The sequence below is a fragment of the Cohnella massiliensis genome, assembly GCF_900169535.1.
GTDB classification, from domain to species: domain Bacteria; phylum Bacillota; class Bacilli; order Paenibacillales; family Paenibacillaceae; genus Cohnella; species Cohnella algarum.
Genome location: NZ_LT821259.1, coordinates 2,569,265 through 2,584,523 on the forward strand (window position 1 = coordinate 2,569,265; position 15,259 = coordinate 2,584,523).

At 62.3% G+C, this 15,259-nt stretch carries 17 protein-coding genes; 3 read left to right on the top strand and 14 right to left on the bottom strand.

Features of this window, described 5'->3' with window-relative positions; all coding sequences use genetic code 11:
* Positions 1–3: 3 nt before the first annotated feature.
* Complete coding sequence (locus B7E11_RS29855) at positions 4–177, bottom strand: hypothetical protein (protein WP_176220906.1); 174 nt, start codon at positions 175–177, stop codon at positions 4–6.
* 103 nt (positions 178–280) lie between these two features.
* A complete protein-coding gene (locus B7E11_RS25785) occupies positions 281–679 on the bottom strand; it encodes a hypothetical protein (RefSeq protein WP_245809826.1) in 399 nt (132 codons plus the stop codon).
* Positions 680–802: 123 nt separating this feature from the next.
* On the opposite strand from B7E11_RS25785, the gene B7E11_RS25790 reads away from it, so the two are divergent.
* A complete protein-coding gene (locus B7E11_RS25790) occupies positions 803–1,141 on the top strand; it encodes a L,D-transpeptidase (protein ID WP_080840175.1) in 339 nt (112 codons plus the stop codon).
* 276 nt (positions 1,142–1,417) lie between these two features.
* Here B7E11_RS25790 and B7E11_RS25795 read toward each other — a convergent pair whose 3' ends face one another.
* From B7E11_RS25795 to B7E11_RS25805, 3 genes are read right to left on the bottom strand one after another with little or no spacing between them, the layout of a single operon-like run.
* Positions 1,418–1,888 carry a YhjD family protein gene (locus tag B7E11_RS25795; RefSeq protein WP_080840177.1) on the bottom strand — a complete coding sequence of 157 codons (471 nt, stop codon included), beginning with the start codon at positions 1,886–1,888 and terminating at the stop codon, positions 1,418–1,420.
* Entirely contained in the window at positions 1,885–3,144 is a 1,260-nt protein-coding gene (locus B7E11_RS25800) for a DNA polymerase IV (protein WP_080840179.1), read from the bottom strand. The genes B7E11_RS25795 and B7E11_RS25800 overlap by 4 nt, the downstream gene beginning before the upstream one ends.
* Complete coding sequence (locus B7E11_RS25805; RefSeq protein WP_240353354.1) at positions 3,134–3,334, bottom strand: hypothetical protein; 201 nt, start codon at positions 3,332–3,334, stop codon at positions 3,134–3,136. Before B7E11_RS25805 ends, B7E11_RS25800 begins: the two co-directional genes overlap by 11 nt.
* A 305-nt stretch (positions 3,335–3,639) precedes the next feature.
* Between B7E11_RS25805 and B7E11_RS25810 the strand changes: the two genes are divergently transcribed.
* Both B7E11_RS25810 and B7E11_RS29225 read left to right on the top strand, forming a co-directional pair.
* Positions 3,640–3,828 carry a hypothetical protein gene (locus tag B7E11_RS25810; RefSeq protein ID WP_080840183.1) on the top strand — a complete coding sequence of 63 codons (189 nt, stop codon included), beginning with the start codon at positions 3,640–3,642 and terminating at the stop codon, positions 3,826–3,828.
* 377 nt (positions 3,829–4,205) lie between these two features.
* The gene (locus B7E11_RS29225) at positions 4,206–4,529 is read left to right on the top strand and encodes a hypothetical protein (protein WP_139787314.1); all 324 of its coding nucleotides are present in this window, start codon (positions 4,206–4,208) and stop codon (positions 4,527–4,529) included.
* Between the two features lie 473 nt (positions 4,530–5,002).
* On the opposite strand, the gene B7E11_RS25815 is transcribed toward B7E11_RS29225, so the two are convergent.
* From B7E11_RS25815 to B7E11_RS25855, 9 genes are all read right to left on the bottom strand, one after another.
* Positions 5,003–5,830 carry a BtpA/SgcQ family protein gene (locus B7E11_RS25815; RefSeq protein ID WP_080840185.1) on the bottom strand — a complete coding sequence of 276 codons (828 nt, stop codon included), beginning with the start codon at positions 5,828–5,830 and terminating at the stop codon, positions 5,003–5,005.
* Positions 5,831–5,853: 23 nt separating this feature from the next.
* On the bottom strand, positions 5,854–6,648 hold the full coding sequence (locus tag B7E11_RS25820) for an HAD family hydrolase (protein WP_176220907.1): 795 nt from the start codon (positions 6,646–6,648) through the stop codon (positions 5,854–5,856).
* Between the two features lie 75 nt (positions 6,649–6,723).
* A complete protein-coding gene (locus tag B7E11_RS25825) occupies positions 6,724–8,337 on the bottom strand; it encodes a gamma-glutamyltransferase family protein (protein ID WP_080840189.1) in 1,614 nt (537 codons plus the stop codon).
* A 61-nt stretch (positions 8,338–8,398) separates the two neighbouring features.
* Positions 8,399–9,181, bottom strand: a complete 783-nt coding sequence (locus tag B7E11_RS25830) for an SDR family NAD(P)-dependent oxidoreductase (protein ID WP_080840192.1) — start codon at positions 9,179–9,181, stop codon at positions 8,399–8,401.
* 177 nt (positions 9,182–9,358) lie between these two features.
* The gene (locus B7E11_RS25835) at positions 9,359–10,858 is read right to left on the bottom strand and encodes an FGGY-family carbohydrate kinase (RefSeq protein ID WP_080840194.1); all 1,500 of its coding nucleotides are present in this window, start codon (positions 10,856–10,858) and stop codon (positions 9,359–9,361) included.
* A 51-nt stretch (positions 10,859–10,909) separates the two neighbouring features.
* Complete coding sequence (locus B7E11_RS25840) at positions 10,910–11,782, bottom strand: VOC family protein (RefSeq protein ID WP_080840196.1); 873 nt, start codon at positions 11,780–11,782, stop codon at positions 10,910–10,912.
* Complete coding sequence (locus B7E11_RS25845; protein WP_080840198.1) at positions 11,779–13,092, bottom strand: Rieske 2Fe-2S domain-containing protein; 1,314 nt, start codon at positions 13,090–13,092, stop codon at positions 11,779–11,781. Before B7E11_RS25845 ends, B7E11_RS25840 begins: the two co-directional genes overlap by 4 nt.
* A 30-nt stretch (positions 13,093–13,122) precedes the next feature.
* Positions 13,123–14,070, bottom strand: coding sequence for an acetamidase/formamidase family protein (locus B7E11_RS25850; RefSeq protein ID WP_080840200.1), 948 nt, complete (start codon positions 14,068–14,070; stop codon positions 13,123–13,125).
* A gap of 124 nt (positions 14,071–14,194) precedes the next feature.
* Positions 14,195–15,229 (bottom strand): ABC transporter substrate-binding protein, encoded by a 1,035-nt coding sequence (locus tag B7E11_RS25855; protein ID WP_080840202.1) that lies wholly within the window; start codon positions 15,227–15,229, stop codon positions 14,195–14,197.
* Positions 15,230–15,259 lie beyond the last annotated feature (30 nt).

A 15,259-nucleotide genomic window follows, 5' to 3' on the forward strand; every position in this document is an offset into this window, starting at 1 on the left:
CTTTTATCGTTTTAACTTTTTCGGGATTTGCCGAATCAGGCGGTTTTTTTCGTCATAGATCAGGAGGCAAAGCCCTTTGACCGAGCGGCGGGTGGCGAACAGCAGCCTGGTCGCCTCGTCCCGCTGCATCGGCTCTCCTACTCTTTGGCCGTTATAGCCAAGATAATATTTTCTCACTATCGGATCCTTGATGAAAATGAATGAAGCCCTTAACCACATTCTAACAGCAAATGTGCGTTTTCGACATTTTTTTGCAACTTTTCAGGCTGACAATTCCGTTCTACTCGTTTTTTTCGGCGTTTCCGTCGCCGGAATCGCCACGGCCGCCTTCCGTTTCGCCCGCTGCGCTTTTGTCGCCGCCGTTGCCGTTTCCGCTGTTTTTCTTCGCTCCCGGAGGATGAAGCGCCTTGTTCTGGATTTGTCCCGCCGCGGCCGCCACGAGAAAGCCGTTGGCCAGCGCCAGCACGCAAACGCGCCAATCCCCCGCATTCGCTCCGTTCGCCAGCTGCGCCAGCAGCAAAATGACAAACGCGACCAAAACCGCGTATAGATCGGTCGGCAGCCGCTTCGCGTAACGGTCGACCAGCTCTTTCGTGTATTGCACGACAAAAAACGTCAGCAGCGACGCCCCGCCTATCGCCGACAAGGATGCCCAGGTGAACAGTTGGCCCTCGTTCATTTTCGATCGACCTCCGATAGCGCTTTTATGACATCCATATGGCCGTTTTCGTCCGGTTACCCCTGCCTTTTTATCCGCATAAGCTGATTTTGATCAACCATCGCCGCAAAGGAGAGAACGCGCGTGCCCGATTACCGGATTATCGTCGATCTGTCGGATCGGCGGCTTTATTTGCTGGACGGGAACGTCGTCGAACGGGAGTTTCCCGTCGGCATCGGCCGGGCTGCCACGGTAACCCCGGTCGGGGAATACACGATCATCAACAAGCAGGCCAATCCCGGCGGTCCGTTCGGCGCGTTCTGGATGGGGCTGTCGCGGCCGCACTACGGCATCCACGGCACGAACGATCCCTCTTCGATCGGCTATGAAGTGTCGCGCGGTTGCATCCGGATGTACAACGAGGACGTGCTGGCGCTGTCATCGCTCGTCCCGGTCGGCACGCGTGTCACGATTCGTTTCTAACCGCTCCCGGGTCCTGGGCTGTGAAGATGCGAAAAAAAGCCGCTCGAACTCGGGGGGGGGGGGGGGGGGGGGGTCACCCTTGTTTTTCCAGGCCCTGCCGTGCCCGTGTGACGCACGACTCTTATTGCCCCCACCCGCTGTGGGTTTGGACTGGAGGGGCGAGTGGGGGTTGGGCTGGGTGGGGGGTGTGGGGGGGGGGTATTGGGGGCAGTGGGGGGGGGGGGGGGGGGGCCGGGGCCCCCTGTTTCGAGCGGCCATTTCCGATCCTTCTGTCCCTCATGCCCTTTTCCCGCCGGTCCGCTGCAGGATTTCTTCCGTGAATTCGGTCATTTTGTTTCGGATCTCCGACCTCATGACTTCCCGCGTAAACCCTACCTTCTCGGTAAATCCGCGGCAGCGAACCTGATAATAATAAATCCCGTCGACGCACTCGTCCTGCATGACTCTTATGTTCCGCTTTCCGAACTCCCGGACGGTGCGCTGAATTTCTCCGCTGATTCGGTCCATCAGCACCTGCAGGAAAACGGCGATAACGGACTTTAGCGGATTGGCCGTGGAAAGGATCGCGCGGTGGCTGTTATCGGCCATCGTCAGCATATGCGGCAAAACGACGTAGTCGCGAACGAGATAACGTTCTTCCTCCGTCTGCTGGTTGACCGGTTTCGCGTTGCGCTGTTCGTATTGCTCCTGATGCTCGGTAAGCAGCATTTTCGATTTCCACCGTTCGTTGCCGTCCAATTTGCTCATCGATAATGACCTCCGATCTGTTCCGCTCTTTCCCGCGCGACGCCCGACTCCAGCAGGGAGGAAGCCCGCATGATCGCTGCATCTCCAAAACGATCCTTGATCGCGTCGGTTGCCTGCTCGATCGCATACGCTGCCGGCCGGTCATCGAATAACGTAAGCTGGTACGCGCTGTCGTCCGACAGTTCGTTGAGCGAAACGAACAAACGGCTAAGCGGCAATCCGCGCCAATGGTCGACGAAAAGCTTGCGGGCGGCGGCTGCCACTTCATGGGTAAGGGAGGTGGCGTGCGGCAGCGTCGTTTGCCGGCCGAAATGCAGCGTTCTTTCGCCGTCCGTTTCGACGGCGCCGACGGAGACGACGCGCCCGATATACCCGTGACGGCGAGCCCTGCGGCATACCTCGACGACAAGCTCCAAAAGCACCACCTCGATATCCTCGAGCCGGCGGTACAAGCTGCTTCGCAGCGCTTTTCCGTGGCTGACCGACTTGAGCGCGCCCCGGATGCCGGGAACGACCGGGGACGGATCGATCCCCCTCGCCGTCTGCCAGTAGTATTCCGCCTGAATGTCGCTCTGCTTGCCCATTTCCCGGCGCATCCGCCGCTTGAACTCGCCCAGCTCCAGCCGGGCCACGTCGCCGATCGTGGGAAGCCCCATTCGGATAAAATGGCGCGTCATCCGATTGGCGACCATGAACATCTGGTGAACGGGCAAAGGCCACAGCTCGGTTTCGATGTTGTCCCGATTAAGTTCGAAAATGCCGTCGGAACGCTTCTTCGCGAAGTTGTCGGTCGCGGTTTTGGCGAGGATTTTCGTCGGTCCGATCCCGACCCGCGACCATACGCCGGTCGAGGCCCTAACCTGCGCCTGAATCTGGCGGGCGATTTCGTAAGGACTCCCGAAAAGCGAGATCGACCCGCTCACGTCCAAAAATTGCTCGTCGATCGAGTACGGCTCCACCAGGTCGGTAAAATTTTCGAATAACTGCGTGATCAACAGCGAGATGGAAATATAGCGCTGCATTCGCGGGCGGATGACGACGAGGTCGGGGCATTTGGCGCGGGCCTCGAAGATCCGCTCCGCCGTCGTGACTCCGCGGGCTTTGGCAACCGGACAAGCCGCCAGAATGATACCCGAACGCCGGTCGGGATCCCCGATCGCGACGGGCTTGTTCCGGTATTGGGGGTAGCCCGATTTTTCAACCGAGGCATAGAACGATTGGCCGTCGACCAGGAAGATGGTGCGTTCACGAGGCATGGCCGTTCACCGGCTTCCTCGCCAAAATATTCGACGCTTTGAATACCCGAAACGCCCGTCTCGAGTGGTCGTAGGCCCGCACGCGCCCGTCGATCACGGAGCGGACCGTGATCTTTCTCTGCGTGAACCGTCCTTCGGCGTCTACGTAAATAATCTCCACCGTGTGCCCGACGTACTTCTCCATGGGCATGGCCTCCGCCTCCATTCCGATAATCCCAAACAGAACTTATGTTCCTATTCTAATACGAACAATCGTTCCCTTACAACAATCAATTTATTCCTGTTGCCGGGCAAAGTTTCCATTTGCTTGCGGGAATTCGACGTTTGTTTGCAAGGGCCGGAGGCTCGGACGGGTTCGATCCGCCAGGGCAGTTCCGAACGGCCCGCGGGACCGCTCCGCCTTTTCCGTTGCGCGCCGGCCCGGTTTGTGCTATCAATGGAAGGAAAAGAACCGCTTCGGCGGGATCATGCAGGGACAAGAAGGGGAGGGACGACATGAGAACAGCGGATCAGATCAAGCGAAAATACAACGAGCTGGCCGCCCGCAAAAAGCAGCTGGAAGAAGCGGCAAATGCCGGAGGCGAAGCTTCCGCCGCCGGCCAGGCGGCGATCGCCCGCCTCGAGGAGCAAATGCTGCTGCTCGAATGGGTGCTGAACGAGCCGGCAGGCAGCTATCACGGCTAGCGGCCGCGCCCTTGGAAAGCGACATCGGCCGGAAACGACCGCGAAATGGCCGCCGGCGGGAGCAGGCAAGCCATTCGCGGGTCATAAGCGGGCGCGGGGTTTCAACCCGGTTCGTTTCGGGGAAATTGAATATAGAACAATTTTCCATACGAACCAAGGGAGGGATAGGACGGATGCGAAACGGACGAATGCCGCTGCGAACGTACCTGACCAAGCTCATGCTGGAAATCGCGCAAACGCTGCGGAAGGATCGGTCTCCCGGAAACCGCTGAAGCACCGGCCGAACGCGGACAAGCCTTCGCGGCGGGCGGTGCCGGCAGTGTTTTGAGGCCGCCCCGGCCCGCGGGCTCCATTGGATTTCATCAGATTGCATCCAAATGAAAAGCGGTCTATTTGAAGGCTTCGCCGCCCCCGATTGGATTTCATCCAACCAAGGAACGGGTTTTGAGGCATTTCGCCCGAAATCCCCGATTCCCGTTGGTAAAATCCTGCATAGGCCGCTCTGTCGCTTTTTTCTTCCTGTAGATTGGAAGAAATCTGAAGAAATCCAACGAAGGGACGAGCCGGCCTCGCTTTGGAAGGCGGGGACGCTGAAAACCGCTTTGCCTTGGATAGATGGGAATATTGGCTATCAAGGACATGAAATTTCCCCGGCAAAGGCGACCGCCTCAAGCATGCATACGCATGGCGGGCCGAGTTGAGTCGCCACGACTCAACTGGAGCGTTGGCGGACATGCGGAGGCGGCGAGATGGGTAATTTTCACCCAACTGCGTGCGGGCATAGGCGCATAGCGGGCCGAGCTGAGTCGCCACGACTCAACTGGAGCGTTGGCGGACATGCGGAGGCGGCGAGATGGGTAATTTTCACCCAACTGCGTGCGGGCATAGGCGCATAGCGGGCCGAGCTGAGTCGCCACGACTCAATTGGAGCGTTGGCGGACATGCGGAGGCGGCGAGATGGGTAATTTTCACCCAACTGCGTGCGGGCATAGGCGTATGGCGGGCCGAGCTGAGTCGCCACGACTCAACTGGAGCGCGTCCGAGCGGTACGCCTGTGACGCAAGCTTGCTCGGACACTTTCACACGGTGAAGAAAAACGACCGCCCGGGAAATTCCCGGACGGTCGCTTAACTGCACACGGTATTCGGCTTAACATGCACAGACCCGGCACGCCCTAGACGGCTTTTTCCACGAGACCCGCGCGGAAGCTTTTCACTTTGCCCATGAACGCCTCCACCCGCTTCGGATCCACATGGTTTTCGAACTTTCCGTCGTATTTGAAGGTGGTGCCGACCACCGCGCCGTCGGAAATCGACAGCTGCTGCTCGACGTTTTCCAGCCGCACGCCGGTGTTCGCGAGCACGACCGTGCCCGGCACCGTCTGTTTGACGCGCCTTAACACTTGCGGGTCGGTTTCGGAACCGGCCGTCAGCCCCGAAACGCAGAGCGCGTCCGGACGATTGTTGAACACCGTCGAGCGCGCGATGCTCTCGATGTCCCGGTCGGCCAAATATTTGGCGGCTTCCGGCACGATGTTGAACAGCAGCTTGACGTCCTGCGCGCCGATGCTCCGCTGATGCCGGATCGTCTCGCCGATGTTCGTGTTCCAGATGCCGAAATCGCTGGCGTACGCGCCGGTAAAAATTTCGCGCACGAACTTCGCGCCGGTCGCCATCGCCAGGTCCAGCGATTTTTTCGCGTCCCAGAGCACGTTGACGCCGAACGGAATGCGGATGTCCGGCATGAGCTCCCCGATGATCCGGGCCATCGCGGCGACCGTTTCCGTCTTGACGTCGGTCAAATACGGCAGGCTGAATTCGTTCGAGAACATGACCGCGTCCACGCCCCCGTCCTGCAGCGCTCGCAAATCCTTGCGCGCCATCGCGATGACGAAGTCCATTCCTTTGTCGCGGTCATAGTATGGATCTCCCGGCAACGGCAGCAGGTGACACATCGCGATAATCGGTTTTTCGGTTCCGATCACATCTTTCAGCCAGGTCATTTGGCACACTCCCCATTCGCAAGTTAAGTTAAAATCGTTCCCTCCGCGCGTGCGGGCGCCCGCTCCGTCTCGATCGCGTTCAAATCGCTGGCGATGCACGTCGCGAGCCCCCGCATTTTGCGCGCCATGTCCGGATCGTCGGGAATGCCGATCCCGATGCAGCCCGCGGCCCGGGCCATCTGCACGTCCACGAACGAGTCGCCCACCATCGCGATCCGCGAAAGCGGCACGTTCATCTTCTCGGCCGCTAGCAGGAGCATGTCGGGATTCGGCTTGCCTCGCTCGACGTCGGCCGGCGTAATGAGAAACCGCAGTTCGTCCCAGACGCCGTACCGCTCGACGGAAGCTTTCGTCCGCTCGTAGTCGTCGGAGGTGGCGATCCCGAACGGAATCGAAACTTCTTTCAGCCGGCGAAAAATGTCGGGGAAGCCGGGCTTCGGAAGCAACCCCTCGGCCGGCTCGAATTCGCGGTCCGACCGCTCGAACGCGGCGGCGGCGTTCCGGCGGCACTCGCCCCAGTCGCTTCCCGTGACCGATTTCAGCACGGACGCGGTGACGACGATTTCCTCCTGAGGCGAAGCGAGGGCGAATATGCCGTTCGGATCGATCCGCGCCGGCTCCTCCCGCTCGTTCAGCGCGACGCCGAACAGCCGGCACCAGCGGCGGACGCCCTCGTCGCCGAGCGTTTCGCGCAGGCAGCGGATCCGAACCTTGGCGAGCGCTTTCCAGAAATGCTGGGAATCGAACAGCAGGCCGTCTTTATCGAACACGACGACGTCGACCTCGTAGCGCTGTCCGTTAATCCGCAAAGCCGTCATTCGGTCGCCCTCCTGTTCGCGTTTGCTTTCTGCGGCCTGCGCGGGGGACATTCCCCGCTTGCGAAGCCTTCGGGGCTACCAAGCCGCCACGGCTCCGTCGGTGCGGGGATCGGTGCCGCCGCAGAGCACCCCGGTGTCCGGATCGCGCCAGATGATCTGCCCCCGGCCGAACAAGCCGGCGTTTTCGGCGACTTCCAGCTCGTGCCCCCGCTCCGCCAGCTCCCGGGCCAGCTCTTTCGGAAACGACGGCTCGATCAAAATCTTTTTGCCCTCGTCCCACCGCCACCTCGGCACGTCAAGCGCCGCCTGCGGGTTGAGCTCTCCGTCCACCGCGTTCACGACGACCTGGAGATGGCCCTGCGGCTGCATGAACGCGCCCATCACGCCGAACGGTCCGACGGCCTCGCCGTCCCGGGACAAAAATCCCGGAATGATCGTATGATACGTCCGCTTCCCCGGCTCCAGCGCGTTCATGTGGCCGGGGTTCAGGGAGAAGGAATGGCCGCGGTTGTGCAGGGCGATGCCCGTGCCCGGCACGACGAGGCCGGAACCGAACTCCATGTAGTTGCTTTGAATGTAGGAAACCATGTTGCCTTCGCCGTCCGCCGCGCACAGGTAAACCGTGCCGCCGGTCGGAACCGGCGACGGGCGCGGCTCGAGCGCGCGGTCTCCGATCCGCTTGCGCTTCTCCGCCGCATAGGCGTCCGACAGCAGCGAGGCGACCGTTCCCGGCGCCATGCGGGCCGGATCGGTCACTTCCCACAAGCCGTCTTCGAACGCCAGCTTGATCGCTTCGATCTGCCGGTGGACATGCTCCGGCGAACCGAACGCGCTCTCGTCCAGCCCCTTCAAAATATTGAGCGCCATCAGCGTCACGATGCCCTGGCCGTTCGGCGGAATCTCCCAGACGTCGTAGCCCTTGTAGCGGGCGCTGATCGGCTCCACCCAATCGGGCGCAAAGCGGGCAAGATCCTCCTTCCGGAGAAAGCCTCCCGTTTCCCGCGCGAACCGGTCGATCCGCTCGGCCAGCTCGCCGCGATAGAACGACTCCGCCGCCGTTTCGGCGATCTCGCGCAGCGTCCGGGCATGATCCGGCGACGCCCAGATTTGCCCCGGCGCGGGCGGCTTGCCGTTCAGCGTGAACGTCTTGTACCACTCGTCGAAAAGCTCGCCCGTCATTTCCGCGCGGTGGCGGTCGTACGCCATGTTCCAGAAGCGGCTGAGCGTCGGGGATACGGCATAGCCCTCCTCCGCGTAGCGAATCGCGGGCGCAAGCAGCTCGCGAAAAGGCAGCCGGCCGAAACGGCGCGACAGCTCCGCCCAACCGGCCGGCGCTCCGGGCACGTTGACCGGAAGCCAGCCGTATTTCGGCATTTCGCGATGTCCCAGCGCCGCAAGCGCGGCGATGGAGATGCCGGCCGGAGCGGGACCGCTCGCGTTGAGCCCGTGCAGCTTGCCGCCCGTCCAAACGAGCGCGAACGCGTCCCCGCCGATGCCGTTGGAGGTCGGCTCCACGACGGTCAGGCAGGCGGCGGTCGCCACCGCCGCATCGACGGCGTTGCCGCCCTTCTTCAGCATCTCGAGCCCCGCCTGGGCGGCGAGCTGCTGCGAGGTGGCGACCATGCCCTTCCGGCCGTACACGGCCGTCCGGCGCGACGGGTTCGGATAGTGCAGCGCGTCGAACTTCATGAACGATCCCTCCGATCGTAAAGTAGGAGTGCTTGCTTACCGCAATAAGGGCCGGAGCGGATCAAAGCAGATCGGCTCCGCCGGTGACGTCGAGCGCTTCGCCCGTGATGAAGCCGGCGTGGTCGGTCGCCAGAAACCAGACGGCCTTGGCGACGTCCTCCGGCTCCTCCAGCCGGCCGAGCGGCGTCAGCCGAATATACTCTTCCCGCACCTCGTCCGGCGTCATGCCCCGAAGCTCGCCTTCCCATTGCAGTTCCCGGTCCTGCATGCCGGTTTTCACGTAGCCGGGGCATACGCAGTTGACCGTGATGTTAAACGGCGCGAATTCGATCGCCGCGCTTTTCGTGAAGCCGATGACGGCCCATTTGGACGCCGCGTAGTGGGCCAGCAGCGGCACGCCGCGCTTGCCCGCCATCGAGGCGGTGTTGACGATTTTTCCCTTCGCCTGCGCCTTCATGTACGGCAAAGCCGCCTGCGTGCAAAGGAACACTCCTTTGATGTTGACGTTGAAATTGAAATCCCATTCCGCTTCGGTCAACTGCTCGATCCGGTTCATCGTGGAGACGCCGGCGTTGTTGACCAAAATATCGATGCGTCCGAACCGCTCCGCGATCGACGCGAACGCCTCCCCGACGCTGTCCTTGCTCGTGACGTCGATCCGCGCGAACGCGTGCTCGCCGCCCGGGGCGGCGGGAAGCCGCGCCAGCGTCTCCTTCCCGGCCGGTTCGCTCACGTCGGCGACGACGACCGTCGCTCCCGCCTCCGCCAGACGAACGGCGATGCTGCGGCCGATGCCGCTGCCCGCGCCCGTCACGACGGCGATTTGATTGTCGAGTTCTCCCATGTTCGTTCCTCCTGTCGGTTGCCGCGGCCGGAATGGCGCGATCCGGTTCCGACGGGCGCGCCGCGGACGCCCGCGAGGGGCCTGCGGCTGCCGTTTTCGCCGGAACCGTACCGCCTGCCCCTGCCGCCGTCCGTGATCCGTTCGAGATCTGCCCGTTATCCGTCCGTGATCCGTCCGTCAGCCGTACAGCCCGTTTACCTGCCGAAACGACGGCTTGAGCTGCTCATAAAGCTTCCGGTAGATCGCATAGCTTTTGTCGTATATCGCCGCATCGTCCTTCCGCGGCCGAAAATCCCGGTACTCGGTCAGAAAGCCGGCGATCTGCTCCCACGAGCGGTAGACGCCCGCCGTCTTGCCGGCCAGAAACGCCACGCCCAGCGCCGAGCCCGGATGCGAAGGGTAAGAGCGGATGTCCGCGTTCAGCGCGTCGGCGGCGATTTGGCACCAGAACCTGCTTTTGGCGCCGCCGTTCGTCGCCCGGATCGCGGTCGGTTCGAACCCCTTTTCGCGAATGATTTCGATGTGATGCCGGAAGCCGTAAATGACCGATTCCAAAATCGCCCGGAAAATATGTTCCCGCTTGTGCGCGAGACTGAGCCCGAACATGACGCCGCGAGCCTCCGGATCGAAAATCGGGGTCTTCTCTCCGAGAAAATACGGAAGAATGATCAGGCCGTCGGAGCCGGGCGCAACCCGCTGCGCGTCCCGATCCAGCCGGGCGAACAAGTCTGGCGATTCGTCCTGAAGAAACTCCTTGGCGTACCATTTGACGAGCGAGCCGCTGGACGCCATGCAGCCGTTGAGCAAATAGCTGCCGGGACACACGTGATAATCGAAAAAAAGCTCGGGCACGGGGCGAATCTCGTCCGTGCAGTACAGGATGTCGCCGGCGCCGCCGAATTTGATCAGCAGCTCGCCGGGCTCCACGATGCCGGCCGCCAGCGTCGACGCCACGTGATCGGCGCTTCCCGCGATGACCGGGATGCCGGCTTTAAGGCCGGTTTCGGCCGCCGCTTCGGCGCCGACCTCGCCGACGATGTCGCCCGATTCGAACACCTCGGGCAGCCACTGCGGCGCAAGCCCGAAGCCGGAAAACGTTTCCGGAAGCCACTTCCGGGAACGGATGTCGAACATGCCGCTTTCGACCGCCCAGTTCATTTCGAGCGATTTTCGTCCCGTCAGCTTGTAATTGACGTAATCGTAAGAGCCCATCACGGCATGGATCCGGCTCCAGACGTCCGGCTCGTTGCGCTTCACCCAGAGCAGCCGCGGCAGCACGTGCTGCTGGTTGGTGAAGCCGCCGGTCGCCGCGAACAGCTCCGCCTGGGGCAGCGCGCCCTTCACTTCCTCGATCTCCCGGACGGCCCGCGCGTCGTTTTGCTGGATGCTGTTGCGCAGCGGCTCGCCGCGCTCGTCCAGCAGCACGATCGCCGGCACCATGCCGCTGACGCCGATCGCCCGGATGCCGTCCCGCGCGTCCGGCACCGCGGCCAGCGTCTCGCGAACCGCCTTCGCGGCGTTGCTCCACCACTGCCGCGGGTCCTCCTCCGCCCAGCCGTGCCGGGGGGAGAGCAAATGGTGCTCCGCGCTCGTTTGGTAGACGATCGCGTCCTCCGACAGCAGGATGACTTTGACGGCCGTCGTGCCGATATCGATTCCAAGCGCATAAGCGGACATCGCTTTCACCTCGTTTCGTTGGCGGCGGCCATCGCCGCCGCATATCGCCGTCTACAAAATGCCGCACGTCGTCAGCCGGATGCCGATGCCGAACGGATCGCGGAAGTAATAGGCGTCGCCTTTCGCCTCCGTCCGGACGCCGCGGCGCTCCAGCTCCCGCAGAATCAGCTCGATATGGGCCGGATCGGGATAAACGATCGTAAAGAATGAAAGCCCCGTCGCGTCGTCCGGCGTCGGCGGCGCGCCGACGCCCGCCCAGACGTTCAGGCCGATATGGTGATGATAGCCGCCGGCGCCGGTAAACAGCGCCGAAGGCCCGAAGCGCAGCATCGGCCGGAAGCCGAGCAGGCCGCAGTAGAACTCCTCCGCCGTTTTCAAGTCGCCGACGTGCAGATGCACGTGGCCGACCTTCGTGCCGACCGGAAGCCCTTTCCATTCGCCTTCCGGCGCTTCCCGCAGCAGGCCCTTGCCGTCGAGCGGGTCCGTGGACATGTACACCTCTCCGCTCGGCAGCGTCGTCCACTCGGACCGGTCGCGATCCCGGTAAATTTCGATGCCGATGCCGTCGGGATCGGTCAAGTACAGCGCCTCGCTCACGTCGTGGTCCGCCGAGCCGAAGCCGGCTTTCGTCTCAAGCAAGCGCTTCAGCACGCCGCCGAGATCGGCGCGGCTCGGAACGAGCAGCGCGAAGTGGTACAAGCCGCTGTTGCGTCCGGGAGGCAGCACGCGCGCGTTCGGAAGCTCCTCGAGCACGACGAGCGGATACGTGCCGTCGGCCGTCAGCCGCACGAGCCCGCCGTAGCGGTTCAGCACGCCAAGGCCGATCGTTTCGGTGTAATAGCGGACCGACCGCGCCAGATCGCTTACTTTCAAATGCACGGCTCCGATCGCCGTTCCGTCGTGCGCGGCCGGGGATCCGTTCATCCGGCTCCCCCCTTCGCCAGCTCCGGCTTTTCGGTTTTGACCGGCGAGAATGCCGGATTCAGCGGACAGGCTTCCTCCCACGGGATGCCCTTGGGCGCAATGACGCCTTCGCTGTAGATTTTGTCGGTCGGAATCGTGGGGTCGAGGCCGATCGGAGGCTCTCCCTTTTCCATCCGCTTGATCGATTGAAGCACCATGCGCCGCAGCGCGATGACGCCGACGTCGCTCGTGCCGAGATGCTCTTTGGACCGGTCGACGATCGGGCCCATGCTTTCGGTCACCGCGTGATCCTGGTTGCTGATGCCGAGAATGCCGGAGAAATTGTCGCCGTCCATCAGCTCGCGGTTCTGCTTGTAGTTGTTGTCCTTGTTGTAGATTTTTTTATAGTTTTCATCGACCCACAAGCCGCGGCGTTCCTTTTGCGTCTCGTGGTTCAGCGGGCGTTCGAGCGTAAAGTGGACGTCGTAGGACCACGTCGTCGTATCGTCGATCGGCACATAGGCGTGGAACAGGTGGTCCTCCTCCGGAACGCGCGGCGTATAGGCGAAGGACGGCATCAAAATCGGCGCTTCGAGAATGAACTGCTGCGCGTTCTCGGTCTGGTCCGTCTGGCCGACGAACATATTGCGGAAGCCGTACGTCGTCGGCTGCACGCTGAGCAGCGGATTGCGGGAGGTCACCAGCGGATGGGACGGATTGATGCCGAGCTCCGTGCTGAGCGCTCCTTCCTTCATGTCCTGCTCCTTCAGGGCCAAATGCGCGAAGGCGGCGTGCATGTAGTCGATTTCGTTTTCCCAAATTTGCATGTAGTTGCATTCCTGATACACTTTCGCGACCATCCGGTGCGACTCCGGCAGCGACGTCCAGATGAAATTCGGAACCGGCGGCCGAAGCTCGGGAGGTCCCATATACGTCCAGGCGATGCCTCCCGCTTCATGGACGGGATAGCTTTTGTTTTTGATTTTTTCCTTGAATTTGCTGTAATCGGGCTCCGAGGGCATGCTCGTGCAGGCGCCTTCCGTATCGAACGCCCAGCCGTGGTAAATGCAGGTCAGCCCGCAATCGTCGTTGCGTCCGAGCGTAAGCGACGTGCCCCGGTGCGGGCAAAACTCGCCCAAAAGGCCAAGCTTGCCTTCCTTGTTGCGGTAGGCGACGAGCCGCTCTCCGAGCAGCTTCACCGGAAGCGGCGCGCCGCCGGCTTGAAGCTCCTCCGACAAAAAGGCCGGAATCCAGTACCTGCGGAACAGCTCGCCTGCAGGCGTGCCTTCTCCGACTTGCGTAATCCTTTCATTGTCTTTTTGCGACAGCATGCGGTTTGCCTCCGTTTCGTTCCGAGTTCGTTATGCGCCTTCCTCCGCGATGACGGACGTATCCAGCATGCCGTGAACGCCCTTCACGCCGTTGACGACCTGGGTAATGCGAAAATCCGCCGCCAGGCTGCAGACGCGATAAGCTTCCATGGCCGAAAAGCCGTACCCGTCTTCGAGCAGTTCCATCATCTGCCGGACGCTGTCCTTGAGCGCCGCGGTCAAATCCTCGTCGAAGCCCATACTGATCAACAGCGACCCGCGTTTCGCGTACGGCCACCTCTGGCCCGTTCCCTTGATCAGGCCGAATTCGAACCGGCCTTCCAGCGACGTCTCGATCGCGGTCACGTTGACCTCGCCGTCGCCCTGCGCTCCGTGGCCGTCCCCTGCGTAAAACAAGGCGCCGTCGCGAAGCACCGGCAAATACAGCGTCGTGCCTTCGATCAATTCCTTGTTGTCCATGTTGCCGCCGTAACGGCCCGGAATGACGCTGGAAATGCGTCCCCAGCTTTCGGGAGGGGCGACGCCGACAATGCCGAAAAACGGACGAAGCGGCACCTTGATCCTGCCGAGGAAGCCGTTCTGCCGCTCCTCGTCATAGGCGATGACGGCCGTTTCGGCAACCTCCGGCTCTTCCCGGAACAGCCCCGAAGTCGGCCCCATGTAGTTGAAGCCGTACGGCGCCGTCGGCCGGATCGGCCCGATCGTCACGGCCAGCGTATCGCCCGGCTCCGCGCCGTTCACCCATACGGGACCGGTCAAAATATGAACGCCCGGCCCTTTGTCGCGGACCTCGGCATGAATCGTTTTCAGCGGCTCGGAAATCCAATCCTCCGGCACCGGATCGGCGGGGTCTCCGCTTACCGAGCGGAGCGTAAGCGAATCTCCCGGGTCGACCGTCAGCGCCGGCCGCTGCGGGCCGCCGATATATCCCCAATGCACCGTCTGCGGAGACGGGTCCAAAACGTGCTCTTTCGCCATCTATTCGCCCTCCTGTGTCGGGATCGCCGCAGGGAGGCGAGCGCCAGCCCCCGCCCCGGCGGGTTCGGGCGGACTCGGCCGTCCCGGCGCCGGGCGCGCGGCGGGACCGGCCTCCTCCCGTTCGTTACAGCCCCGCTTCTTTCATAATCGAATCGTCGATAACCGTGCTGCCGTCGACCGCCGCCTCGATCGTGCCGGACTTGAGCAGCACGTCGTTATACGTCTTGATTTCCGTATACGCCGAGTCGTCGAGGAACGGCTCCAGGCGGATGTCCTCGAGCGTGGCGAGCGCGTCTTCCTTCGACACCTGCGTCGCATCGCCGATAATTTGCGCGGACTCGTCCGGGTTGTCGGCGAGAAATTGCTGCGCCTGCTTAAGCCCTTTGAGGAACTTGACGTACGAAGCGCGGTACGCGTCGTCGGTCAGGGAATCCTCGCGAACGAGCATGAACGTCGTGTTCGGGAAGCCGAGATTGCCCGCGGATTCCAGAATTTTGACCTTGTCGCCCATGCTTTCGACCGCCTTTGCCGGGAACGGCGCCCACAGCGCGAACGCCTGGATGCCCCCGCGCGCCATCAGCGCGACCATTTGGGCCGGCTGCGTCGGAACCGAAGTGTAATCGGTGCCGGACTTGAGTCCCGCCTGCTCCATGTACACGTTCTCGAGCACGAACTGGCTGACGGTGTTCGGCACGACGCCGATGCTTTTTCCCTTCAGGTCTTCCGGGCCGTTAACGTCGCTGCTCGCGACGAGCTGCACGGCGTCCGGCTGCTGGCTGATGGCGGCAAGCCCCTTGATTCCGCTGTCGGCTCCGCGGATCGGGAACGTGTCGGCGGCTCCGAACGCCACCTGGATTTCTTTCGCCTGCAGCGCATCGACCGCGGCCGAGCCGTTGGCATAAGAAGCGATTTCGTATTCGAGGCCCTGCTCCGTCAGAAAGCCCTTTTTGTCCGCAATGAACAGCAGCCCGGACGAGGCGCCCGATTCCCGGGCGATGACGAGCTTCGCGCTTTCCGCCGGCGCGGCGCTTGCGGACGCCTCTCCGGACGGGGAACCGGAGGCGGCCCCCCCGCCGCTTCCCGAATTGCTTCCGCATGCGGCGACAAGCGACATGGCGGCGACAAGCGAAACGATTAGACCGAATTTTCCGAATTTCATGTTGACCTCTCCACCTTTTCAAGATTTATA